Origin of the sequence: Curtobacterium pusillum, from assembly GCF_007680845.1 — a bacterium.
GTDB classification, from domain to species: domain Bacteria; phylum Actinomycetota; class Actinomycetes; order Actinomycetales; family Microbacteriaceae; genus Curtobacterium; species Curtobacterium pusillum_B.
This window is the reverse complement of the sequence record NZ_VEIY01000003.1, coordinates 1-23098: the sequence shown is the minus strand read 5'-3', so window position 1 is coordinate 23098 and position 23098 is coordinate 1. Positions and strand designations below refer to the sequence as shown.

The 23098-nt window shown below is 68.6% G+C and carries 22 protein-coding genes and 1 tRNA gene; 9 read left to right on the top strand and 14 right to left on the bottom strand.

Going from position 1 to position 23098, the window contains the following annotated elements; genetic code table 11:
* Positions 1-222: 222 nt before the first annotated feature.
* Positions 223-294: transfer RNA gene (locus FS825_RS07745), tRNA-Gly, on the bottom strand.
* Between the two features lie 42 nt (positions 295-336).
* Between FS825_RS07745 and FS825_RS07740 the strand changes: the two genes are divergently transcribed.
* Positions 337-558 (top strand): hypothetical protein, encoded by a 222-nt coding sequence (locus tag FS825_RS07740; RefSeq protein WP_144711911.1) that lies wholly within the window; start codon positions 337-339, stop codon positions 556-558.
* Positions 555-1007, top strand: coding sequence for a DinB family protein (locus tag FS825_RS07735; protein ID WP_144711910.1), 453 nt, complete (start codon positions 555-557; stop codon positions 1005-1007). Before FS825_RS07740 ends, FS825_RS07735 begins: the two co-directional genes overlap by 4 nt.
* Before the next feature lie 7 nt (positions 1008-1014).
* On the opposite strand, the gene FS825_RS07730 is transcribed toward FS825_RS07735, so the two are convergent.
* The 5 genes from FS825_RS07730 to FS825_RS07710 all read right to left on the bottom strand — a co-directional run bounded on the left by FS825_RS07730 (position 1015) and on the right by FS825_RS07710 (position 5462).
* Positions 1015-1602 (bottom strand): carboxymuconolactone decarboxylase family protein, encoded by a 588-nt coding sequence (locus FS825_RS07730; RefSeq protein WP_144711909.1) that lies wholly within the window; start codon positions 1600-1602, stop codon positions 1015-1017.
* Positions 1603-1613: 11 nt separating this feature from the next.
* Complete coding sequence (locus tag FS825_RS07725; protein ID WP_144711908.1) at positions 1614-2933, bottom strand: metal-dependent hydrolase family protein; 1320 nt, start codon at positions 2931-2933, stop codon at positions 1614-1616.
* A 121-nt stretch (positions 2934-3054) separates the two neighbouring features.
* Positions 3055-3966: a beta-1,6-N-acetylglucosaminyltransferase gene (locus tag FS825_RS07720; RefSeq protein ID WP_186377129.1), complete on the bottom strand. Its 912-nt coding sequence runs from the start codon at positions 3964-3966 to the stop codon at positions 3055-3057.
* A gap of 330 nt (positions 3967-4296) precedes the next feature.
* Complete coding sequence (locus FS825_RS07715; RefSeq protein ID WP_144711906.1) at positions 4297-4812, bottom strand: hypothetical protein; 516 nt, start codon at positions 4810-4812, stop codon at positions 4297-4299.
* A gap of 83 nt (positions 4813-4895) precedes the next feature.
* Positions 4896-5462, bottom strand: a complete 567-nt coding sequence (locus tag FS825_RS07710; protein WP_144711905.1) for a hypothetical protein — start codon at positions 5460-5462, stop codon at positions 4896-4898.
* 394 nt (positions 5463-5856) lie between these two features.
* Here FS825_RS07710 and FS825_RS07705 point away from each other — a divergent pair, with 394 nt between their 5' ends.
* Complete coding sequence (locus FS825_RS07705) at positions 5857-6567, top strand: hypothetical protein (RefSeq protein ID WP_144711904.1); 711 nt, start codon at positions 5857-5859, stop codon at positions 6565-6567.
* A 17-nt stretch (positions 6568-6584) separates the two neighbouring features.
* Here FS825_RS07705 and FS825_RS18920 read toward each other — a convergent pair whose 3' ends face one another.
* From FS825_RS18920 to FS825_RS07695, 3 genes are all read right to left on the bottom strand, one after another.
* Positions 6585-6710, bottom strand: a complete 126-nt coding sequence (locus tag FS825_RS18920; RefSeq protein WP_260981088.1) for a hypothetical protein — start codon at positions 6708-6710, stop codon at positions 6585-6587.
* Positions 6711-6839: 129 nt separating this feature from the next.
* The gene (locus FS825_RS07700) at positions 6840-7691 is read right to left on the bottom strand and encodes a universal stress protein (RefSeq protein WP_186377128.1); all 852 of its coding nucleotides are present in this window, start codon (positions 7689-7691) and stop codon (positions 6840-6842) included.
* 342 nt (positions 7692-8033) lie between these two features.
* The gene (locus FS825_RS07695) at positions 8034-8825 is read right to left on the bottom strand and encodes a universal stress protein (protein WP_144711902.1); all 792 of its coding nucleotides are present in this window, start codon (positions 8823-8825) and stop codon (positions 8034-8036) included.
* 258 nt (positions 8826-9083) lie between these two features.
* Here FS825_RS07695 and FS825_RS07690 point away from each other — a divergent pair, with 258 nt between their 5' ends.
* The 4 genes from FS825_RS07690 to FS825_RS07675 all read left to right on the top strand — a co-directional run bounded on the left by FS825_RS07690 (position 9084) and on the right by FS825_RS07675 (position 13398).
* Complete coding sequence (locus FS825_RS07690; RefSeq protein ID WP_144711901.1) at positions 9084-9956, top strand: universal stress protein; 873 nt, start codon at positions 9084-9086, stop codon at positions 9954-9956.
* A 1-nt stretch (position 9957) separates the two neighbouring features.
* Positions 9958-10818: a universal stress protein gene (locus FS825_RS07685; RefSeq protein WP_186377127.1), complete on the top strand. Its 861-nt coding sequence runs from the start codon at positions 9958-9960 to the stop codon at positions 10816-10818.
* A 229-nt stretch (positions 10819-11047) separates the two neighbouring features.
* A complete protein-coding gene (locus FS825_RS07680) occupies positions 11048-12760 on the top strand; it encodes a sensor histidine kinase (RefSeq protein WP_144711899.1) in 1713 nt (570 codons plus the stop codon).
* On the top strand, positions 12757-13398 hold the full coding sequence (locus FS825_RS07675) for a response regulator (RefSeq protein ID WP_144711898.1): 642 nt from the start codon (positions 12757-12759) through the stop codon (positions 13396-13398). Before FS825_RS07680 ends, FS825_RS07675 begins: the two co-directional genes overlap by 4 nt.
* 64 nt (positions 13399-13462) lie before the next feature.
* On the opposite strand, the gene FS825_RS07670 is transcribed toward FS825_RS07675, so the two are convergent.
* From FS825_RS07670 to FS825_RS07650, 5 genes are all read right to left on the bottom strand, one after another.
* On the bottom strand, positions 13463-14056 hold the full coding sequence (locus tag FS825_RS07670; RefSeq protein ID WP_260981087.1) for a DoxX family protein: 594 nt from the start codon (positions 14054-14056) through the stop codon (positions 13463-13465).
* A gap of 117 nt (positions 14057-14173) precedes the next feature.
* Positions 14174-14968, bottom strand: a complete 795-nt coding sequence (pflA, locus tag FS825_RS07665) for a pyruvate formate-lyase-activating protein (protein ID WP_144711897.1) — start codon at positions 14966-14968, stop codon at positions 14174-14176.
* Positions 14961-17252 (bottom strand): formate C-acetyltransferase, encoded by a 2292-nt coding sequence (gene pflB, locus FS825_RS07660; protein ID WP_144711896.1) that lies wholly within the window; start codon positions 17250-17252, stop codon positions 14961-14963. The genes pflA and pflB overlap by 8 nt, the downstream gene beginning before the upstream one ends.
* 184 nt (positions 17253-17436) lie before the next feature.
* Complete coding sequence (locus FS825_RS07655; protein ID WP_144711895.1) at positions 17437-18492, bottom strand: 2,3-butanediol dehydrogenase; 1056 nt, start codon at positions 18490-18492, stop codon at positions 17437-17439.
* Positions 18493-18524: 32 nt separating this feature from the next.
* Positions 18525-21068 (bottom strand): phosphoketolase family protein, encoded by a 2544-nt coding sequence (locus FS825_RS07650; RefSeq protein ID WP_144711894.1) that lies wholly within the window; start codon positions 21066-21068, stop codon positions 18525-18527.
* Positions 21069-21412: 344 nt separating this feature from the next.
* Here FS825_RS07650 and FS825_RS07645 point away from each other — a divergent pair, with 344 nt between their 5' ends.
* Entirely contained in the window at positions 21413-22825 is a 1413-nt protein-coding gene (locus tag FS825_RS07645; RefSeq protein WP_144711893.1) for a cytochrome ubiquinol oxidase subunit I, read from the top strand.
* 1 nt (position 22826) lies between these two features.
* The coding region (gene cydB, locus FS825_RS07640) for a cytochrome d ubiquinol oxidase subunit II (RefSeq protein WP_144711892.1) at positions 22827-23098 on the top strand (272 nt) is incomplete at its 3' end.

Below are 23098 nucleotides of genomic sequence, written 5' to 3'. Positions count from 1 at the left end.
GTTTCCCGCAACATCGGTCGGCGGTCCGATCCGAACCCGTCCCGGCTCCGGATGCTCTCGGGGACATCGCCGGGCCACCCACCCGGCGGCGGTCCACGGGGCAGTGCCGCCTCAGCGTCCGACGGGGCGCGGGCACCCGAAGCCTGCGCCCCTCGGACGCACCCGACGACGGAGCGTCCCGGGAACGACGAAACCCCCGACCGTTGTCGGGGGTTCCTGTCGAGCGGATGACGAGATTCGAACTCGCGACCCTCACCTTGGCAAGGTGATGCGCTACCACTGCGCCACATCCGCGTACGAGAGCAGCCTACCAGGCTGCGGGAGTTCGATCGGACCATGAGCTACGTGCACGACAACCCTGGCGGTACCGAGGCCCACGGGGTCGACCTGGTCGACGGCGACGATCCCGCGATCCGCATCCTGGTCCACGGCGACCTGCCGACCACCGTGGAGCACGAGGGCCGGACCTGGCTCTCGACCGGCGAGAGCCACGACGACGGCGACCCGGACGCCCCACCGATCGCGGTCTACCGGCCGGTCCAGGCGCCCACGTCGTGAGCACCGCGGTCGAGGACGTCGTGGCCCTCCTGGAGTACGCGGCCACGCGCCTCCAGGACCGCATGGTCGGGCTGACGGACGACGAGTGGTCCTGGCGCCCCGTCGACGGCGACGACCGGGTGACCATCCGGTGGCGGCTCGACCACCTCGCCGAGACGCTCGACGAGCCGCGCAACCGCGAGTGGTTCGGTGCCGACCCGGACCCAGCGGCGGGGCCGGCACCGGCGGTTTCCGCCGACGAGGCGGTGCGAGCCGTGGGCGCGGCGGCGGCGCGCTTCGCCGCACTCGCTCGCGGACTGGGCGCGGACGCGGCCGACCCCCTCGGCTCCGTCGCGGGGCCCTACGCGGCGGACAGCCGGTTGTCGCTCGTGCTGCACGTCGTCGACGAACTCGTGCACCACGCGGCCGAAGCAGCGCTCCTCCGCGACCTCTGGGCGGCGCGGTCCTGACGCCTGCTCAGCGGGACGGGTCCGGCGCGTCGAACGTCAAGAGAGCGTCCCGCAGCTCGTCGCTCACCCCGGGCGGCACGCGCACCTCGACACCGAGTGCCTGGATCGCCCGACTGAAGTAGTTGCGCGCGGCGGCAGCGAGGGTGATGTCGACGATCTCACGGTCGCTGAACCCGACCGCCCGGAGCCGTTCGGTGTCGGCGTCCCCCATCCCACCGGGGTCGGTGCTGACCCGTTCCGCGTACTCCATCATCGCGACCTCGGCCGGGCTGATCCCCGCCGTCGCCGGGTCGCGGGCGATCGCCACGAGCTGGTCCTCGTCGATGATCCCGAGGGTCTTCCGGCCGTGGGCCAGGCGGCAGTGGGCCGAGTGGACGCCCCGTGCCGCCGCGAGCGTGACGAGCTCGTACCGCCGGGTGCCGAGCGGCGCGGCGACGGCCCGTGCGAGCGCTTCCCACGCGAGGTACGCCTCGGGGTTGAGGGCCATGACGCGGGTGTACTCGGCGACGTACCCGAGGTCGTCCTGGTCGTCCGCGTAGAGCTCGGCGACGGTGCCGGTCGCGTCCGCGGGGTCGATGGTCTGGATGGTGGACATGGGGCCTCCTGTCAGAGTGTGTCGAGTCGCTCGTCGATGTCGTCGAACCGCTGCACCGTCGGCGCGTCGATGAGGACACCGCGCGCGACGACCATCCGCGGCCGCGAGAGCGCACGGAGGTCCTCGAGCGGGTTGCCGTCGACGACGAGCAGGTCGGCGTCGAACCCGGGTTCGATGCGGCCGGTCCGCTCGCCGAGCCCGAGGATCCGCGCGTTCGTCTGCGTGGCCGCGTGCACGGCCTGCGCGATGGTCAGTCCTCCGTAGCGGTTGAGGAGGTCCAGCTCGCGCCACGTGTTGTAGTGCGTGACGTAGGTGAGCGCGGAGTCGGTCCCCATCCCGAGGAGGACGTCGTTCTCCAGCGCGGTCCGGATCCCGGCGAGCATCGCGTCCAGGATCATCTCCGCGTTGGCGTGAACGATCGCGCTGACGCCGGTCACCGCACGGTCGAGCCGCACCAGCGGGAGGGCTGCCTGCAGGGTCGGGACGAGCGCCGACCGGCCCGCGAGTGCCTTCGGGTTCTCGTGGAAGAGGTCGACGATCTCGTTCGTCAGCGCACTGCCGTGCTCGATCGTGTCGACGCCGGCCTGCAGCGCGGCGAGGACGCCCTCGGGGCTCTGCGCGTGCGCCGCGACCAGCACGCCGGCGTTGTGGGCCTCGTCGCAGATCGCCGTCATCTCCTCGACGGTCATCTGCGGACGACCGGCCTCGCCGACGGCCCGAGCGTCCGTGACACCACCGGTCGCGGCGATCTTGATCGCGGTGACACCGTGGCGCAGACTCACGCGGACGTGCTTGCGGAAGTCCCACGGCGAGTCGCCGACGAGCGCGATCGTCGGTGCGCCGTGCCCGCCGCTGACGGCCATCAACGGTCCGGACACGAGCATCCGCGGGCCGGGGTACCGACCGGCCTCGACCGCGTCACGGACCTGCACCGCTTCGTACCGGACGTCGCCGAGACTCCGGAGCGTCGTGACGCCCGAGTGCAGCTGCGTCGTGACGTTGGTCCTGGTGCGTCGTCGCGCGACGGCCGCGCCGACCGGGCTGTGGAAGACCGCCGAGACCACCCGTTCGGCGCGTTCGCTCGTGAGGATCGCCGGGAGCGGTCGACCGTCCGAGAACAGGTGGGCGTGCGCGTTGATGAGCCCCGGCACGACCCACGCGCCGCGGCCGTCGACGACCCGCCGCGACCCGGGCGCGACGGCGACCGACCCGTCCGTGACGGCCTCGATGCGTCCGCCCTGGTCCACGAGCACGGTGCGGCCCCGGAGGATCGAGCCCTCGGCGTCCCCGACGACGACGTCGGCGCCCGTGAGCGCGAGCGGTGCGGGCACGAGGCGCCTCCTTCGAGCGACACCCGCGTGCTCCCGGCGCGGAACGCCGCGGTCGCACGTCCGGTGTACACCCGCGGTCGGCGTCGTGTCCACCGCGGACGGTGTCCGTCCGCGCCGCCGGTCAGGACGCTTCGGTGGCGACGGCGCCCTGTCGGAGGCCGTAGGTCTTGTCCAGTTCGTCGAGGACGGCCGAGCTGGCGGCGGTCGAGAACTTGCGCGCGAACATCCACGGGATGGCCTGCTCCGGCGCCCAGCGCCTCGCCAGGACCCGCGGCAGCGCCTCCGTGTCGATCCACGGCGGGCTCTTCTTGCGTGGACCGCCCCAGTCGATCCACCACAGGAAGACGTCACCGACGTGGTGGTCCTGCCAGCCCGGGACGAACCGCGGGGTGTTGAGGACGGAGTTGACGAAGGTCTCGTCCGACGACCAGGTCCGGCGCCAGAACCTGACCAGCTCCGGCTGCGTGTCGTACGTGTCGACGACCGCGCGGGCGTGTTCCACCGCCAGGATCTTCGACGACGGGCCGCCCGCGAAGACGACGTCCCGAGGCAGTCGACGGGGCACGGGCAGTCGGAGCATCCGCTTGCCCCGGGCCCAGTGCCGGTACCGGAGCCGGTCGAAGCCGCCCGTCCTCCCCCATTGCGCGTACGGGAGCTTCGCGGAGACCGAGAACGAGTCCGTGGGGTGGTCCCGGAGGAGTCCGCGGATCTCAGCGATGGACGCCGTCGGGTAGTCGGCGCCGGACAGGAGCGCGATGTGGGTGGTGCCGCCGTCGGCGAGTGCTGCTCGGTACCCTTCGATCTCGGCCTCGACGGCGCCCCACGTCGCCCACGCGGTCGGTCGCCGCGGGAGGACGGTCGCCCGTGCGGGGAGGTCGGCCGTGATGGCGGCGAACATGTCGTCCGTCGCTCGCGCGTCGACGTGGATGTAGACCGGGAACGGGTCGAGCGCTTCGACGAGCCGGTGCAAGTGGTCCGGGTCGCTGTGAGCGAGGATGACGCACGCGAGCTCAGGGGAGGCGTCTTCGGCCATGGTGGTTGCCTTCTTGCTCGGGGAGACGTGACCGACGGGTGTCGTAGCGAATTTACACGTCGGCGAGGAGAAGCACCGGAAACGCGAAAACCCCCGGTTTCCCGGGGGTTTCGTGATGGTGGGCGATACTGGGATCGAACCAGTGACCTCTTCCGTGTCAGGGAAATCCGCCGCCTGAGGACCAGCCCGTCGTTCCGGGCATCGCGCCGCGGATCCGCGGAAGTACGACGTTGTGAGACCAGTCGACATCAACCACGATGAACGGCGATGCGTGCAGATTCGTGCCAAGAAGCGTGCCAGATCTGACTCGTGCCATGGTCCTCTCCCCCGTCAGGCGGGTGGACGGCGGCGACCTGCGCGGACATCCTGCCAGAAGTCGAGCGCCTGCTCCAGCGTCCAGTATTCGCGGAGCAAGGGCGCGTCGCAGGGCAGCATCCACCCGAGGACCGAGGCAGCTTGCCACGGCGAGAGGATCTCAGCCTGGCGCACGACGGCGGTCCAGGTCGATGAGAGCGTCAGTCGGAGGACGTCCCGAGGCTCGTCGCGCAGTGCAACGCGCTCGTACAGCGACACGTCCTTGGTGTCGTCCCGGAGTTCCACGATGACGCCGTACCCGGCTCCGAGGGAGAGCACCTGCGCCCGCCCGCGTACCGCGGCGACTTCGGCGTCGGTGTCACGGCACTCGATGACGAGCAGTTCCCCGCCCGGACCGAGCGAGTGCGCACGGAGCGCCTCGCGCAGGAGGGACCACGGCAACTCGCGCCATTCAGTGCCCGACGCGCCGTCCAAGGTGACGAGGACACCACCGCAGTGGTCGATCGTCCTTTCGGGGTGTACCTCGGTCAACGTGTCTTCTCCGTCCCGGATCCGTCCTTGACGGACGTCGTCCTCGGAGCACCTATGCGCGGAGCAAGGCAGCCCACGTCGATTCACCACAACTCGATGACGCCTGCGTCAGCGAGCAGCCGCAAGCACGCATCAGGCGCTCCGCACACCCGCTCGGTGAGACCGCTCGGGAGCGGTCGGTTGCCGAGCTGTATTTCCGTCAGGTACAGCGGCGGGGCTCCTAGCCACCGCGATGGAAGCGACCCGTCGAAGTGGGTGTCCTTCGGCGCTGCGTAGAGCCGGTGCTGCGAAGCGGACATCCTGTGGGCAGCGACGCACCGCCGGATCTGCTCGTAGTGCGCTCGCTCCGCGGCCTGAGCGGCCTCAGCAGTCCGGGCGGCGAAGTCTGCCCGAGTGGTCGCGCCCGGGAACATCCACTGCACTGCGGTCGTCGCATCGTCCACGACCGCGCAGTCTCTGCCGCAGCTAATGATGATCGTGGTCACCGGGACTTCGACCGCGGTCATGAGGTCGATGGGTTCGGTTGCGAGCGGCTTCCGGGCAGCGCGAGAGTCCTGATGTGAACCGAGAGAAGTGGGTCGTGCTCTGGCCATGCTCAACACGATGCGGCGAAACCCGTGTTGATCCAGCCCCTGGCTTGCGAAGATCACGGCTGACGCTCAACGGGTTGAGCGGTCTGGCAAGTCAGCCACATCCGCAGCCTGTTGCGGAAGTAGGGCCTTCTTTCTTCTTCTTCTTAACTACTTGAACAGAGGAATAGATCTGAAGAAGAAGGGGTACTTTTCCCCTCCCCCACCCTCCATACATACCGTTCACCTCTCTACAGCTCTTACCCCCCTCGGGGAGGGACGAGATCCGGACGCCTGAACCCCCGTCGATCCGCACGCCTGTGCGGATGCGTCCGACTTCCGGACGTGGAGCCGGCGGGGAAGTCGGGCCCGCTGACCGACTGACGGACACCGGCACCAACAGCTCCGCTTGGTTTCGCCGCATACATGTCGGTGAGGTCGTCAACAGGTCGGCCCAGACCACCAGGAGCTCCAGATGACCACCAGCACGAAGAACGTCCCCGTGGCCGAGACCATGACCCTCCGCGAGCTCGCTGACGCTGTTGGTGTGGCCATGGGGAGCGCCTACGCATGGTCGTCGAAGGGCAAGCTGCCCGACGGTACCTACCGGGACGAGACCGGGCAGCTGCGCATCCCCCGCACCAGCGCCGAGCCGTTCATCGAGGAACGTCGGTCCGACAAGCGCCGGTTCTACGGGTACGGCATCGAGCCCTTCCCGGACGACGTCGAAACCGTGGACCTCGCGTGGATCGCTGCGCAGCTGAACGTCACCCAGCGACGCGTCTGGGTGCTCAGCTCCGAGGGTGCCCTCCCCGACTCTGCCCGCCGCATCGGCAACTCGATCCAGATCCCCATCGACGACGCCCGCCAGTTCGTCGAGGAACGTCGCACCACCCGCCGCCGACCGTTCCCCCGTCACCGTCGACCAGACCGTTCTTCCGTCGGCCTGGGGTGGATCGCGGACGAGATCGGCGTGCCGCGCCGAACTCTGTACTACATCATCAACGTCGTGCCGCTGCCGGACTCTGCGTACTACGTCGGCAACGAGTTCCGAGTCCCCAGGCAGGACGCCGAGAGCTGGGTCCGAGTGTTCTGCGACGGCCTGGGCGAGGACACGCCGACCGCACGCCGGACGCGCAGGGTGTGGGAGCGAGCGCTCGAGACGCCCTCATCCTCGGCGCAGTGACCACGACGCGCTTCTGGTCAGGCGATCTCGTCGACGTAAGCAGGCTGACTGTAGGACCGTCCCTGCCACCGCACCTGCACCGGCCACCACCCGCCCTGGGTGACCACGCCCTGCTCGCCACTTCGGACGAACGATCGGCTCACACCGCCGTGGTCCTGCACGGCAACCACCAGAGCACCGGCCTGCAACATGTCGTCTCCATCCTCGAACCGTTCATCGGTACGGAAGACGTATGCGCGGAGGCTGGTCGTTCCGGGGTGGCATCGTCGGCGTCACAGGTCTGCCGAGGGTCTGTCGAGCTGCTGGGGCACCACGCAGAATGGAACGCGACCGTGGTGCAGAAGGTGTTCTCCTACGGACCCGAGGAGGCTACCGGCGACGGCCGACCGGTGGCGTCGTCCGATGACGATGAGCGCCGCGGCCTCTTCGCAGCGCTGCAGGACTGCGGCCGGGCGCCCCTGGCGGAGCTCCGCTCGCATGCGCAGGTCTGGGAGTTCCCGGCTTACTCTGCGGATGGCTGCGTCCAGTTCGAGCTGTCCCTCGTGTTCCCAGCGTGGCGCATCCCGCGCGAGGTACACCCGACCGATCGGAGACACGTTCGTCGGGGGCTCCCAGGCCCGGACGAGGACGAGGCCACCGCCGCATTGCCCAACTCTTCCCGCAGCGAACTGGAGCGCATTCGTGGCGGTGTGCCCATCAACACCGACCACGATGGAATCAGCAGGAGTGGGTTGCCACCGTTCCGGCACGACGACCACTGGGTTGCTCACTCCAGCGATGACTCGTTCCGCGACACGACCGGTCATGGCCGCCCAGATCCGGTCGCTGCGGCGTCCCCCGATCACCAGGACGTCGGCTTCTTCGGTCTCGTCCAAGAGACGCCCGACCGTCGGGCCGTCGATGATGTCGTGCTCGATCCTGAGTTCAGGATGCCGCTCGGAGAGCAGATGCCGTGCGATCGTCAGACGACCTGTGGAACGCTCCGTTGCCTCACCGAATCGCTCATGGACGGTGACCAGCCGTACGACGTCACCATCCGCAACGTTGTGCGTGATCCACTGGAGCGTGTTCCAGCCCGCCGCGGTCTCATCGATCGCGACGCTCCAACGCACCTGCTTCGGCATGGTCGGTTCCTTTCTCGTTCCTCGCAGGTCGGCTTCCTTGCGCTCCGCCCGCTCGTCGATGGTCTCGGTCCGTGTCCCTGAGCCGCCTCCCGAGTGCCGACGACGAGCGCAGACACGGCGAGCATGACGCCGTGCGGCTGGCTCCGTGGGTTGCCTTGGTGAGACCGATGAGGATCCGCATCGTCGTGGTATCGCCCGCGCCATTCGGCCCGAGGAACCCGTGCACGTCCCGTACGGCGATCTCGAGGTCGAGTCCGTCGACGGCCGGCACCGTTCCGTGCCGCTCCCCCAGCCCGCGCGCCCGGACGGCCGCAGACCCCGTCGATCCGGTCGACGCCCTGATCATCGGACGACCGCGACAGGTGTCCCGGATGCTCGCACGACCTGCTCCGTCACTGATCCTGCTTTCGCACGCCGCTGGCCCGCTCCGACCACGAGCAGCGATGCCCCCTCGGCGCATTCCACGATCCGCTGCGCTGGTGGCCCCGCGACAAGGCGACGAACGACGTCGACATCCGGCGCATCAGCGAGCGACTCCTCGACCTGCTCTTCAAGAATGCGCAACCGGTGGGTCCGCTCCGCGTCGTCCGGCGCATCAGCACCGTCGCCCTTCCGACGCGACCACGCGCTGACCGCCACGATCACCTGTCCCATGCGCCGCGCCTCCTGAATGGCGAAGCGCAGCGAAGGACGCGGCGAAGCGCCCGGGCCGACCGCGACGACGATCCCATCCAGACGTGCCCCGGGCGCGACCGGAACGACCACCACTGTGCAGGGCGCCACGTCCACGAGGCGGTCCGCGAGCGAGGGTCGCGAGCCACGCGCTGCTGGCACCCCGTCCCGGCCGACGACGAGGACAGAGTCTGCGTCCACAGAGGCGAGCAGCACCGCGGTCGGGTGCCCGCGGTGCACCTCGACGTCCACCCGAACGGCGTGGTCGACGTCGATGACGGCGTTGACGGCCGCCCGCACCGAGAAGTCCGCGGTCGACAGGGACGGCGCGGCAGCGTCATCTGGAACAGCGTGAACGACGATGAGGCGGTTCGGCCCACCGTCAACGCGATCCAGTGCCCACGCGAGTGCGCCGCGAGCCGCGGTGGAGCCGTCCCAGCCGACGACGAATCGTCTGGTCATCACTGACCCCTTCCCGGAGGGAGTTGATAACCCTCCGCCACGAGATTGCTCGTTCAGACGGGGCGGGAACAGTGTCGAAGGTCCCGGGGCCGACCAGTCGGTCTGGCTGCAGCCTTGCAGTGGACGATTCGCGTCTTTCGCAGGCTGGTGGGACGTTTGGCCCTCCTCGGCTCGCCGTGGCCGACCTACCGTCGGCTCCGGCGACCGCAATGGTCGTCAGCCGGGGACAGGACCGGAAGAACCTGCTGAGGAGCAACCATGACCAGGTACACCGTCGCGGTCGACGACACCGATGCCGGCTCGCGGACCGTCGATTGGATCGACGAGAACCTCCGTCCAGGAGACCACGTCCGGCTCCTCACTGTCAGCGAGCTCTACTCGGAAACGGTCCTGCGGACTGAGCAACGGCTCGAGCAGGCAGAATCGCGCTTGCGTCGGAGCCATCCGGGACTGGTGGTCGAGCAGTCCGTGCCAGAGGGGCCGACGGTCGAACGGCTGCTGCTGGACTCCGAGGACAGCGACGTCCTCCTACTCGGTGCCCGGCAGGCGCACATCGTGCTCGCGACCCTCGGTGGCCGGATCGCCGAACGCGTCGTCGCGCGCACGACCGTGCCCGTCATCGCTGTCCCCGAGCACTGGCACCACGGCGGGGGCCCGGTCGTGGTCGGCGTCGACGGACGGACTGCTTCCGCGGCGCTCGCGTTCGCCGCGGACGAGGCCGCCGCCCGCGGCAGCGAACTCGTCCTGGTCCGAGCATGGGACATACCCCTGACGATGTCGCCGTACGCGAACATCTACCTCGCGGACGACCGGGAACTCTGGGAGCACGAGAGCACGCTCGAACTCCAGGCCGCGACTCGCGCCGTGGCGAGCCGCCACCCGGACCTCGTCATCCGAGGCGTTCGTCGACACGGCCAGACCGCGGGTGCGCTCCTCGAAGAGGCCGGGAATGACGCTTCGCTCATCGTCACCGGGCGACGACACCGCACCGCGATCGGGGCCTTCCTCGGAGGTTCCGTGGGTGAGGCCCTGATGCACCGCTCCCATGCACCGGTCTGCATCGTCCCCCAACCGGCCGCAGCCGTCCCCGCGACTCCATCAGCCGTACCCGCGCCGGCGGAGGTGGCCTGAGATGCTCCACGGTGCAGTGGCTACCGTCCCGCAGCACCTCGTGGTCGGGATCGACGAGCACGAAGCGAGCCTCCGCGCGATCGATTGGGTGGCCGGACGAGACCTCCCACCGGGGAGCCGAGTCGACATCGTCACGGTGACGAACGGGTGGGCAACCGACCCCCTGACTGATCGAGCCCGGGTGGAATCAGCCGCGGCACGGTTCGCCGCCCGGAACGGCGTGGACGTCGAATCCCAGGTGCGATTCGGCGCGCCGGACCGCACGCTGATCGAAGCCGCGACCGACGCGGACCTCCTGGTGATCGGCAACCGCCGCCAGCACCGGCTCCGGACAGCGCTCGACGGGTGGATGCCCGAACGCGTGCCGACGGTCGCCGACCTCCCGGTTGTGGTCGTCCCCGAGGACTGGGAGCCAGTGAACGGCGATGTCCTCCTCGGCGTCGACACCGCAACCGGAGACGCAGCTCTCCGCTTCGCAGCCGAGGAGGCGCTCCGGAGCCGACGCCGGCTCAGTGCGCTCCGTGCGTGGAAGCTCCCGGTTGCCACGGCGACCGGGGCGCTGAGCGTGCTCGAGGACCCGCAGTTGTACGAGGACCACAACCGTGCCGTCCTCGCCGACAGCGAGCGGCTCCTGCACCTCCGCTACCCCGGACTGCGACACCGCCCCTTGCTTGAGGAAGGCGACCCCGCGGCGCGGCTCCTCGCACATGCGCCGTTCGCCTCACTCGTCGTCGTCGGCCGCCGGCACCGCACAACCCTCGGCGGCGTGTTCACCGGTTCCACCGCCCACGGCCTGATCACCCAGGGGCGCACGCCCGTGGCAGTGGTGCCACAGCGGCGTCGCGGACTCGTAGACCGATGAGCGATGAGCGATCGAGGGCAGACAAGGCCTGGGGACCTTGGTCCCTAGTTCAGTCCTTCGGCAATCCCCTACATTGCCCCCACGAGGTGTCCGATCCGAACCCGAAGCGGATCGGACACCCCGCTCGCTGAAGCGGAGCGGTCAGCGGCAGCAATGCGAGACGGTAGGACTGTGGACGCTGTTCGAGCAGCAGTCCTAGTATCTGAAGGTCCGCGCTCGAAGGGATCTGATGGCTGAACCGCTTGCATTCCCGGACGCTCCACGTTCCGCTCTCGAGCGCACGATCGACGAGCTCGTCGACCGTGCGCAGGCGGTCCTGCGCACACAGGGCAGACTCCGAAACCTCCTCGCCGCAAATCGTCGAATCGTCGAGCACCTCGAGCTCGAGGACACCCTCTACGCAGTCGTATCTGCGGCCGTGGAACTCGTTGATGCGGAGTATGGGGCGCTCGGCGTGATCGCGCCGGACGGCAAGGAACTCGAACGATTCATTCACGTCGGACTGGACGAGGAACACGTCCGGCGTATCGGACACTTGCCGCACGGCAAGGGCGTGCTCGGAGCCGTCGTGCAGGACGCGCAGCCGATTCGGCTGGAGCACCTTGGAGCGGATCCACGGTCCGCGGGATTCCCGGAGGGTCACCCGCCGATGGAGGGGTTCCTCGGCGTACCGCTGCGGGTGCGCGACAAGGTCTACGGGAACCTCTACCTGACGAATCCGCGCCGCGGGCACTTCACCCAGGAGGACCAGGAACTCGTCGAGGCCCTTGGCGCGACCGCCGGCGTCGCCATCGACAACGCACGCCTGTTCGAGGAGAGCCGCATTCGTGAACGCTGGGCGACCGCGACTGCCGACGTCAGTTCCGCGCTCGTCACCGACGAGTCTATCGAGGACGTCCTCACGATCATCGCGGATCGTGTACTCGCGTTCGTCGACGCGCACCTGGTCACCGTCGTTCTGCCTGATACTGACGCCGACTACTTGCAGGTTGCGATCGCAGTCGGCCCGGTCGCTGACCGGGTCCGCGATCGCCGGTACCTGGTGTCGGGATCACTGGCGGGTCGCGCTATCGATACGGGAAGCGTCGTCGCGGACACGACCGGGGCCGTGGTCGCCGGGTTCGATTGGACGCCTGCCCTTGGGCCGACGATCGCGATTCCGCTCCGTGTGGCTGGCGATGCGCTCGGCGCGCTCGTCGTGGCCCGTGCACCCGGCGGGCCGGTGTTCGCCGACGCTGAACTCGGGATGGCGGACGAGTTCGGCCGGCAGACGAGCGTCGCGCTCGCAGTGGCGCGGGGGCGCCGAGACCGGCGACGCCTGGAACTCGCTGAGGACCGCAGCCGGATCGCCAGGGATCTGCACGATCACGTCATCCAACGCCTGTTTGGGTCGGGTCTGGCGCTCCAGGCGACCGCCCAGCGGGTCCCGGAAGACCTGCGCGACCATCTCGAAGAGCAGGTCAGCGCAATCGACGCGGCGATCGCGGAGGTCCGGACCGCGGTCTTCGCGCTCGGCAGCTCGGATCGACCCGTCGCTCGGAGCACCAGGGATCGCCTCCTCGACGTGGTCACCGAACTCCGCCCAGCGCTCGCCCGGCCGCCTCGCATCACCTTCAGCGGACCGGTTGACATCGACGTTACGGGTGCGCTCGCCCGTGATGTCGTGGCCGCGGTCCGGGAATCCGTCGCCAACGTTGCACGGCACGCTCCCGGCGCGGAGTGCACCGTCGAGGTCGCCGTCACCGACGATGCAGTGCAGGTGGTCGTAGAAGACGATGGGCCAGGGCCTGGAGCGAGCGAGCGTCGGAGCGGCACCGCGAACCTGGCCGCTCGCGCAACGATGCGCGGCGGCCGATACGAGCTCGGCCCGGGGCGCGACGGCGGGACCACCGTCGTCTGGACCGTTCCCCTACAACGAACCGAAGAACGGACAACACGATGATCAGGGTGTTCCTCGTCGACGACCACGAGATCGTGCGACGGGGCGTCGCGGACCTCATCGACGCGCAACCCGACCTCGAGGTCGTGGGAGAAGCGGGCACTGTGCGCGACACACCTGGCCGAGTGGCGGCGACCCGACCGGACGTGGTCGTGCTCGATGTTCGGCTGCCGGACGGCAGTGGCGTGGACGCGTGCCGCGCGGTCCGTTCCGACCATCCGGAGATCGCGTGCCTGATGCTGACGGCGTACGACGACGAGTCGGCGATGCAAGCCGCTTTGCTTGCTGGCGCGGCTGGGTACGTGGTGAAGGACATCCGCGGGCAGAACCTCGTCGAGGACATCCGTCGGGTTGCGGCGGGACATCGTCTCCTGCCGGCCGTTCCGGTGGCGCAGGTCGTGGAACGCATCACGAGGCGATCGGAGGATGACCTGCCGGATCTCACGCTGCGGGAACGCCAAGTTCTCGAGCTGATCGCGGTAGGCATGACGAACCGCCAGATCGGCGAACGGCTGGAGCTCGCCGAGAAGACGGTGAAGAACTACGTGTCCGGGCTGCTCGCGAAGCTTGGTCTCGAGCGCCGGACACAGGCTGCACTGTACGGCGCGGACCACGGTATGCGCGGACCCGGCGGCCGGTGACGCAGCGGAGCCCGAGGACGGTGTTCCGTCCTCGGGCTCCGCGATCGGGTGGCTCCTACCCCGTTCAGATCAGCCAGGGGGCCTTGCGGACGACCGGGAGGCGCTTCCACCAGGCACCGAATCCCCAGGTGTCCCCACCCGAGAGCGTGGCGACCACGATCAGCGCCAGCGCGTACACGATGTGGTAGTCGACGAGCGGGTTCGTCGATGCTGCGTTCGCTGCGAACGGCCACTCAGCGAGGTACATGAGCAGCATGAGGACCGTCCCGACGACAGCGCTGATGCGCAGTCCAACGCCCGCCATCACTGCGACGCCGATCCCGAGCATGCCCGCCATGAACAGGACGTCCGTGGTCGGGCTCGCGATCGATGCGAAGAAGCCCTTGAGCGGCCCGCTGACCGCATCGCTCATGAGGAAGCCCTGGCTCGGCTTCCCGCCGTGGATCCATGCCCCCGCCGACGGCGTCGAGAACCCCAGGCCGAACGTCTTGTCGAGGAACGCCCAGAGGAAGATGAATCCGGTGGCGAGCCGCAGCCCGCTGAGCGTGCGTCGACCAGCCGAGGTGGTCACGAGGGTCCGTTCGGCGCGAGTCTGCTCGTGACGGTCCGTCGTGGTCGGCCGCGGGGTGTGGTGGATGCGGTGCGTCGTGGTGGTCATGGTGCTCATGTCCCTTCGGACTTCATCGGGGCTCCTTCTGCCCCGCTGATGTCATCCTTCTCCGGACCAGACGGCAAAAGCAGGGCCGAAGGTCCCGCGAAAATCCCTCCACGTCGGTCAGAAGACGGTCAGTGCACGGGCCCGGAACTGATTCCGCACACGTTCAAGCAACGGCTGCTCCGGGGGCTGCACGCCGTGCAGCGCGTACCGCCGGCCGAGCCGTTCCCATTTACTCTCGCCCATCTGGTGGAATGGCAAGACCTCGACGCGCTCGACGTTCGACCAGCGGGCGACTATCTCGGCCACGGCGTCCACATTGTCGGGAGCGTCGGTCAGACCGGGGACGAGCACGAATCGGACCCACGTTCGCACCTCCGAGGCCGCGAGCCGATCACCGAACTCGATCGTTGGGCCGAGTCGACGGCTCGTGACCTCCCGGTAGGTCTCCGGGAGGCCGGACTTTACGTCGAGCAGCACAAGGTCGGTATCGGTGAGCAGAGCGTCCGTCGCGTGCCGTCCGAGGTACCCCGAAGTGTCCAGAGCCGTGTGCACTCCGAGCGCTCGACACTCGGCGAAGATACGTGCGACAAACGCTGACTGCATGAGCGGTTCCCCGCCGCTCAGGGTGACCCCGCCCCCGGTGGTGGCGAACACCGTTCGGTACCGTCGGATCACTGCCAGCACGTCCTGCAGGGGCATGATCGTGCCGTCGCGCATGCGCCACGTGTCCGGGTTGTGGCAGTACTGGCAGCGGAGCGGACAACCGGATAGGAACACGGTGAGCCGGGTGCCGGGGCCGTCGACGGCCGTGACCAACTCCCAGGAATGGACACTTCCGACGGCCCCGGTGCGCAGTGCGACGAGCTCGTGGGGACGCTGCTGCGTGCTGCGCAGCTCCTCGGCGTCAGACACCGGTGTGGAACGTCCGGCTGATCACGTCGAGCTGTTGCTCTCTGGTCAGGCGGACGAAGTTGACGGCGTATCCGGACACCCGGATGGTCAGCTGGGGGTACTCCTCCGGCCGCTCCATCGCGTCCAGCAGCGTCTCACGGGAGAGCACGTTGACGTTGAGGTGGTAGCCGCCGGACGCCGTGTAGGCGTCGAGCAGTCCGACGAGGTTGTCGACTCGTTCGTCCGCGGTCTGGCCGAGTCCGCTCGGGATCACCGTCGTCGTGAGCGAGATGCCGTCCTGCGCCGACTCGTACGGTAGCTTCGCGACGCTGAGCGCCGCCGCGAGCATGCCGTGCGTGTCCCGCCCGTTCATCGGGTTCGCACCGGGGGCGAACGGAGCTCCTGCACGACGGCCGTCCGGGGTGTTTCCGGTGGCCTTGCCGTAGACGACGTTCGAGGTGATGGTGAGCACCGACTGGGTGTGCACGGCGTTCCGGTAGGTCGGGTGCCGGCGCACCAGGTCCATGAACCGCTCGATGATCCGGGCCGCGATCAGGTCGGCCCGGTCGTCGTCGTTGCCGTACGTGGGGAACTCGCCCTCGACCTCGTAATCGACGACGAGCCCGCTGTCGTCGCGAACGGGCCGCACGGTGGCGTACCGGATCGCCGACAGCGAGTCGGCGGCCACACTCAGGCCCGCGATGCCGCACGCCATGGTGCGCAGGACCTCGCGATCGTGCAACGCCATCTCGAGCCGCTCGTACGCGTACTTGTCGTGCATGAAGTGGATGCAGTTCAGGGCGTCGACGTACGTCTCGGCGAGCCAGCCGAGCAGATCGTCGTACCTTGCCCAGACCGTCTCGAAATCGAGCACCTCGTCGTCGATCGGGGCAGAAGCCGGGGCGATCTGTTCCCCGGTCACCTCGTCGCGGCCGCCGTTGACCGCGTACAGCAGCGCCTTGGCCACGTTCACCCGCGCACCAAAGAACTGCATTTGCTTGCCGATCCGCATCGGGGACACGCAGCACGCGATCGCGGCGTCGTCGCCCCATGCGTTTCGGATCAGGTCGTCGGACTCGTACTGGATCGCAGACGTGTCAATTGACACCCGGGCGCAGAACCGTTTGAAGCCCGCGGGCAGGTCGGCGCTCCACAGCACGGTCAAGTTCGGCTCCGGCGCCGGCCCCAGGTTGTACAGCGTTTGCAGGAACCGGAACGCCGTCTTCGTCACGAGCGTCCGGCCGTCTTCACCGATCCCGCCGATCGTCTCCGTCACCCAGGTCGGGTCGCCGGAGAACAGCGCGTCGTACTCAGGCGTGCGCAGGAACCGCACGATCCGGAGCTTGATGACCAAGTCGTCGACGAGTTCCTGTGCCTGCTCCTCGTCAAGCACCCCGGCAGCGATGTCCCGCTCGAAGTACACGTCGAGGAACCCCGTGTTCCGGCCGATCGACATAGCCGCGCCGTTCTGCTCCTTCACAGCACCGAGGTAGGCGAAGTACAACCACTGCACGGCCTCTTGCGCGGTGCGGGCCGGGCGCCGGATGTCGAACCCGTACGAGTCGGCCATCGTCACGAGCTCCCGGAGCGCCCGGACCTGTTCGGCGTTTTCCTCGCGGTCGCGGATGACGGTTTCGGTGGACAACCAGCTGTCGAGTTCGGCGCGTTCGGCACGTTTCGCGGCAATGAGCGCGTCCACCCCGTAGAGCGAGACGCGACGGTAATCGCCGATGATGCGACCGCGACCGTAGGCGTCCGGCAGACCGGTGATCAGGTGGCTGTGTCGTGCCCGCTTGACGGAAGGCGGGTAGACGTCGAACACTCCGTCGTTGTGCGTCTTGCGATACTTCGTGAAGATGGTCTCCAGTTCGGTCGACACCGGGTACCCGTAGGTTTGCAGCGCACCGGCGACCATCCTCCAACCGCCGAAGGGCATGATCGCGCGCTTCAACGGGGCGTCGGTCTGCAGCCCCACGATAAGCTCGTCGTCCTGATCGATGTAGCCCGGTTCGTGCGCCGTGATCGATGCCGGCGTGGTCGCGTCGATGTCGTACACGCCGCGCTCCCGCTCCGTCGGGAACATCGCAGTGAGCTTCGACCAGACCCGGAGTGTGCGCGCGGTCGGCCCGGCGAGGAACGCCTCGTCACCCTCGTAGGGTGTCACGTTGCGCTGAACGAAGTCGCGAACGTCGATCCGTCCGCACCAGTCGCCCGGAGCGAAACCCGCCCAGGCCCCCTCGGGCGTGCCCAGCGCATTGTCGGGGTTCGGGGTAGCAGTGGGTTGGAAGGTCTCCTGGATGGTCATCGTCTTCTCCTCGGTCCCGGTCGCTGGCGGCGCGTCGGTCTGATGCCGACGAGTCGATCGTGCAGTGCACGGCCGCGCTGGGACAGAGTCGTTGGTCCCGGCCCACATCGCCCTGAGGAACGGCGAAGTGCAAGGGACCAGCCGGTCGTCGCCGGACGGGTCCCTTGCACTCCAATGGTGGGGATCAGGGGTGCACGAGGATCTTGACGTGGTCCTCGTTGTGGTGGATGAGCTGGTCGAAGCCCTGCTCGACAAGGTCGTCGAGTGCAATTCGACCGGTGATGAACGGCGCGAGGTCGAGCTTGCCGGATCGGACGAGTTCGATAGTCGCGGCGTGGTCGTTGGCGTAGGCGATGGTGCCGCGCAGGTCGATCTCCTTGACCACGAGCTTCTCGAGATCGACCACGGGCCGGTGCCCCCAGATCGACACGTTCACGATGACCGCCCCGGGACGGACCCCGCTGAGCAGCGTGTCGAGGACGACGTCGACCCCCGCGCACTCGAAGGCGACGTCGGCGCCGCGGCCGCCGGTGAGGGCGCGGACCTGCTCGGGGACGTCGACCTCGGTCGGGTCGAGGACGTGGTCGGCGACTCCGGTGCGGGTGCCCATCGCCTTGCGGGCAGCGCTGACCTCGCTGAGGATGACGGTGAGCCCTTCCGCCTTGCAGATGGCCGCGGTCAGCAGGCCGATCGGTCCGCCGCCGCCCACGAGCGCGACGTCGCCGGAGCGCGCCCCGCTGCGGACGAAGGCATGGTGGCCCACCGAGAGTGGTTCGATGAGCGCCGCCTGGTCGAGCGGCAGGTCGCCCACCGGGTGGACCCATCGCCGCTCGACCGCGATCCGCTCGGCGAGTCCGCCGCCTCGGCCGGCGAGGCCGATGAAGTTCATGTCGGGCGACAGCTGGTACTCGGTGCCAGGCCCGACCGGCACGTCGTCGCGGATGATGTACGGCTCGACGACGACGTGCTCGCCGATCTGCAGGTCGGTGATGCCTTCGCCGAGTGCCGCGACCGTGCCGGACATCTCGTGCCCGAGCGTGACGGGAGCTGCTTCGCCCGAGATGGGGTGTGGGTGCCCCGCTGGCGGCACGAAGATCGGGCCGTCGAGGTACTCGTGCAGGTCGGTGCCGCAGATGCCGCACCAGGCGACGTCGATGAGGACCGTCCCGGGGGCCGCCTCGGGCGCCGGGACCTCCTCGATCCGGATGTCGCCGCGGTCGTGGTATCGAGCTGCCTTCATGGTGATCGTGTCCTCTCCTCGTGGGTGGGTGGTCATTCGTTGTCGCCGCCGGTAGAAGCGGCGGCCGAGACGGCCGGTCCCGACGCGCCGACGCCGACATTGGCCGCGCGCACCGCGGCCGGGTGTGCGCTGTTCGACGACTCGGTCCACGTCCAGTCGGCGACCTCCGGCGCGTCTTCGCCGTGCGCTCGCGTGTAGGCCCGGGCCGCTACTCGGGCGTCTTGCATCCGTTGGCGGAGTCCGGCGTAGCGGGATCCGAAACCGGGTACGCGGTCGAGGACGTCGATCACGAGGTGGAACCGGTCCATGTCGTTGAGCATCACCATGTCGAACGGCGTCGTCGTGGTGCCCTCCTCCTTGTAGCCGCGCACGTGCAGGTTCGCGTGGCCGTTGCGGCGGTAGGTCAGCCGGTGGATGAGCCACGGGTACCCGTGGTAGGCGAAGATGACGGGCTTGTCGGTGGTGAAGACCGCGTCGTACTCCGCGTCGGAGAGCCCGTGCGGGTGTTCACCCTCGGAGACGAGGCGCATCAGGTCGACGACGTTCACAACGCGGACGCGCAGGTCCGGTACCTCGTCCTGCAGGATCGACACGGCCGCGAGGGTCTCGAGCGTCGGCACGTCACCGGCGCATGCGAGCACCACGTCGGGTTCCTCGCCGGGGACCTCGTTGCCCGCCCATTCGAAGATGCCGAGGCCGCGGGTCATGTGCTTGATCGCCTCGTCCATCGACAACCAGTTGAACGTGGGCTGTTTGCCGGCGACGACGACGTTGACGTAGTCGACGGAGCGCAGGCAGTGGTCGTAGGTCGACAGCAGCGTGTTCGCGTCGAAGGGCAGGTAGACCCGCACCACGTCGGGCTTCTTGTTGACGACGTGGTCGATGAAGCCGGGGTCCTGGTGTGAGAGTCCGTTGTGGTCCTGCCGCCAGACGTGCGACGAGAGCAGGTAGTTGAGCGAGGCGATCGGGCGCCGCCACGGGATCGTCTTGCTGACCTTCAACCACTTGGCGTGCTGGTTCAGCATCGAGTCGACGACGTGGATGAACGCCTCGTAGCTGGTGAAGAGGCCGTGCCGACCGGTCAACAGGTACCCCTCGAGCCAGCCCTGGCACTGGTGTTCGCTGAGCATCTCCATGACGCGCCCGGCTCGGGCGAGGTGCTCGTCCGACGGGCGGTACTCCCCGTCCCACTGCTTGTCGGTGACCTCGAGCACGGCGCCCAGGCGGTTCGACGCGGTCTCGTCCGGGCCGAAGATCCTGAAGTTGTTCGGGTTCAGGCGCACGACCTCGGCCAGCCACTCGCCGAGCACCCGCGTCGATTCGTTGACCGAGCCGCCGTGGGTCGGCACTTCGACCGCGTGGTCACGGAAGTCCGGGAGCACCAGGTCGCGCTTGAGGAGTCCCCCGTTCGCCACCGGGTTCGCGCTCATGCGGCGGTCCCCCTCGGGCGCGAGCGCGGTCGCGAGCGTCACGGGTGCGCCTGTCTCGTCGAACAGTTCCTCGGGACGGTAGGAACGGAGCCAGCCGTCGAGCACGTGGAGATGCTCCTCGGTGTCGCGGGCGCTCGCGAGGGGCACCTGGTGGGCACGCCAGTTGCCCTCGGCCGGCTTGCCGTCGATCTCCGAAGGGCACGTCCAGCCCTTCGGCGTCCGGAGGATGATCATCGGCCAAGCTGGTCGACCATCGAGCGTGGCCGCGGCGGCCTGTTCCTTGATGTCGGCGATCTGGTCGAGGACCTGGTCGAGGGTCGACGCCATCCGGGCGTGCACGGCCCGGGGGTCCTCGCCGTCGAAGCCGCCGGAGACGATGTACGGCGTGTGTCCGTAGCCACGCATCAGAGCGAGGAGTTCGTCTTCGGGGATGCGGGCGAGGACAGTCGGGTTCGCGATCTTGTACCCATTGAGGTGCAGGATTGGCAGGACGACACCGTCGTGAAGCGGGTCAATGAACTTGTTCGAGTGCCAGCTCGTGGCGAGCGGCCCGGTCTCGGCCTCCCCGTCGCCGACGACCGCCGCAACGAGAAGGTCCGGGTTGTCGAAAGCGGCACCGTACGCGTGGGAGAGCGCGTACCCCAGTTCTCCGCCCTCGTGGATCGAGCCCGGCGTCTCCGGTGCCGCGTGGGAGGGGATACCGCCAGGGAACGAGAACTGCCGGAACAGTTTCCGGACGCCGTCCTCGGTCTGCGGGATCCCCGGGTACACCTCGCTGTAGGTGCCGTCCAGGTAGGCGTTCGCGACCATGCCCGGGCCACCGTGTCCCGGACCGGTGACGTAGAGCGTGTCAAGGTCCCGATCCTGGATGACGCGGTTGAGGTGCGCGTACACGAAGTTGAGCCCGGGGGTCGTGCCCCAGTGCCCGAGCAGGCGAGGTTTGACGTCCTCGCGAGTGAGCGGACGACGGAGGAGCGGGTTGTCGAGCAGGTAGATTTGCCCGACGGACAGGTAATTCGCCGTCCGCCACCAGGTGTCGAGCTGATCGAGCATCCGGTCATCCACGGGCCCGCCCGAGCCGCGTCGGAACGCGGTTGCTTCTGGGTGCGCGGGCGTGCTGCTGTTCGTCGTGCTCGTGTCGCTCATACCGTCTTCCTCGGTCCCTGTCGCGACCGACCGGTCGCGCACAGCCCGATCCTGGACGGAGTCGGACGGCGTCGCGAGGGCCGAAGGTCCCGCGGCCGAGGCGGGACCTTCGGCACTAGATGGTGCCGCGGTTGCGGACGAGTCTGGGGTGCGTGCACGCAATCGACCATCACCACCGTGTCCCCGAGGCCGAATGGGAGCGCCTCAAGCGAGAAGCCCGCGACCGCGCCCGGCGGCAAACCGAGGCGGAGGCGCCGGCGTGCCGGGACAGTGAACCGAGCGAGTGACGCCGGCGGGACGAAGGTCCCTGGTCAGCCATCGCCGGGGGCAGCAGAGTCAACCGCATGAACGACTTGCTCAGCACTCTGGTGCTGTCCCGGTGGCAGTTCGGTCTGACGACGATCTACCACTTCCTCTTCGTCCCCATCACCATCGGCATGGTGTTCGTCGTCGCCGTGTTCCAGACCGCCTGGGTCCGCACCGGCCGCGCGCACTACCTGCGGCTGACGCGGTTCTTCGGGCGCATCTTCCTCATCAACTTCGCAATGGGCGTCGTGACGGGGATCGTGCAGGAGTTCCAGTTCGGCATGAACTGGTCCACCTACTCGCGGTTCGTCGGCGACGTGTTCGGGGCGCCGCTCGCGCTCGAGGGGATCCTCGCGTTCTTCCTCGAGGCGGCGTTCATCGGCATCTGGATCTTCGGCTGGGACCGCCTACCGAAGCGCGTGCACCTTGCCAGCATCTGGCTCACCGCGGTCGGGACCCTGCTCTCCGCGTACTTCATCATCGCCGCGAACGCGTTCATGCAACATCCGGTGGGCTTCAAGCTCGACGAGTCGCGCGGCCGCGCGGAACTCACGGACATCTGGGCGGTCGTGACGAACAAGGTCGCGCTCGCTGCGTTGCCGCACACGATCGCCGCGTCGTTCATGGTCGCTGCGGCCGTCGTCATCGCGGTCGCCGGCTGGCACCTCGCCCGGAACCAGCACCTCGAGACGATGCTGCCCGCGATCAAGTTCGGGCTCTGGACGATGGTTGCCGCCGGTGCCGTGACGGTGCTCACGGGAGACCAGCTCGGCCTCGTCATGGTCGATACTCAGCCGATGAAGATGGCCGCTGCCGAGGCGCTCTACAACACGGCGTCCGGCAAAGACGCGTCGTTCTCGATCTTCACGCTCGGCACCCCCGACGGCGTCCACGAGCTCTTCTCGATCCGCGTGCCCTACCTCTTGTCCTTCCTGTCGACGCACACCACCCACGGCACGGTCGAGGGCATCCGTGAACTCCAAGCGCAGTACGTCCAGGCGTACGGACCGGGCGACTACTCCCCCACCATCTGGGTGACGTACTGGGCCTTCCGCTGGATGATCGGGTTCGGCGCCGTCTCCGTCCTGCTCGCGATCGCCGGTCTCGTTCTGCTCCGTCGCGGGCGCGTGCCGCAGCGACGCTGGATCTGGCGCGTGGCGGTATGGTCGGCCCCGCTGCCGATGGCCGCCATGACCGTCGGCTGGATCTTCACGGAGATGGGCCGGCAGCCGTGGCTCGTGTTCGGGTTGCTGAAGACGAGTGATGGCGTTTCGCCGAACGTCACGGGCATCGAGGTCCTGGTCTCACTCGTCGTGTTCACGCTGCTCTACGGCGCACTTGCCGTCGTGGAGTTTCGCCTGCTCCGCGGCGCCGCCCAACGCGCCGACGAGCTGAGCACTCCCGAAGACCCCGCACAGGATGCGCCCGAGACGATCGTGACGGTGTACTGAGATGGATCTCCCTGTCCTCTGGTTCGCGATCGTCGGCGTCTTCTTCGTCGGCTACTTCGTCCTCGACGGGTTCGACTTCGGGGTCGGCATGTCCCTGCCGTTCCTCGGCAAGGACGACACCGACCGCCGCGTGCTCATCAACACGATCGGCCCCGTGTGGGACCTCAACGAGACATGGGTCATCGTCGCGGGAGCCTGCCTGTTCGCGGCCTTCCCGGAGTGGTACGCGACGATGTTCTCCGGGTTCTACCTCGCGCTGCTGCTCATCCTCGC

Excerpts from the sequence above, each read along its gene's own strand:
- FS825_RS07705 (WP_144711904.1), top strand. The coding sequence starts at position 5,857 with ATGACCACCAGCACGAAGAACGTCCCCGTGGCCGAGACCATGACCCTC.
- FS825_RS07695 (WP_144711902.1), bottom strand. The coding sequence starts at position 8,825 with ATGACCAGACGATTCGTCGTCGGCTGGGACGGCTCCACCGCGGCTCGC.
- FS825_RS07685 (WP_186377127.1), top strand. The coding sequence starts at position 9,958 with ATGCTCCACGGTGCAGTGGCTACCGTCCCGCAGCACCTCGTGGTCGGG.
- FS825_RS07670 (WP_260981087.1), bottom strand. The coding sequence starts at position 14,056 with ATGACCACCACGACGCACCGCATCCACCACACCCCGCGGCCGACCACG.
- FS825_RS07700 (WP_186377128.1), bottom strand. The coding sequence starts at position 7,691 with ATGCCGAAGCAGGTGCGTTGGAGCGTCGCGATCGATGAGACCGCGGCG.
- FS825_RS07680 (WP_144711899.1), top strand. The coding sequence starts at position 11,048 with ATGGCTGAACCGCTTGCATTCCCGGACGCTCCACGTTCCGCTCTCGAG.
- FS825_RS07740 (WP_144711911.1), top strand. The coding sequence starts at position 337 with ATGAGCTACGTGCACGACAACCCTGGCGGTACCGAGGCCCACGGGGTC.
- FS825_RS07650 (WP_144711894.1), bottom strand. The coding sequence starts at position 21,068 with ATGAGCGACACGAGCACGACGAACAGCAGCACGCCCGCGCACCCAGAA.
- FS825_RS07675 (WP_144711898.1), top strand. The coding sequence starts at position 12,757 with ATGATCAGGGTGTTCCTCGTCGACGACCACGAGATCGTGCGACGGGGC.
- pflB (WP_144711896.1), bottom strand. The coding sequence starts at position 17,252 with ATGACCATCCAGGAGACCTTCCAACCCACTGCTACCCCGAACCCCGAC.
- FS825_RS07720 (WP_186377129.1), bottom strand. The coding sequence starts at position 3,966 with ATGGCCGAAGACGCCTCCCCTGAGCTCGCGTGCGTCATCCTCGCTCAC.
- FS825_RS07690 (WP_144711901.1), top strand. The coding sequence starts at position 9,084 with ATGACCAGGTACACCGTCGCGGTCGACGACACCGATGCCGGCTCGCGG.
- FS825_RS07730 (WP_144711909.1), bottom strand. The coding sequence starts at position 1,602 with ATGTCCACCATCCAGACCATCGACCCCGCGGACGCGACCGGCACCGTC.
- FS825_RS07645 (WP_144711893.1), top strand. The coding sequence starts at position 21,413 with ATGAACGACTTGCTCAGCACTCTGGTGCTGTCCCGGTGGCAGTTCGGT.
- FS825_RS07655 (WP_144711895.1), bottom strand. The coding sequence starts at position 18,492 with ATGAAGGCAGCTCGATACCACGACCGCGGCGACATCCGGATCGAGGAG.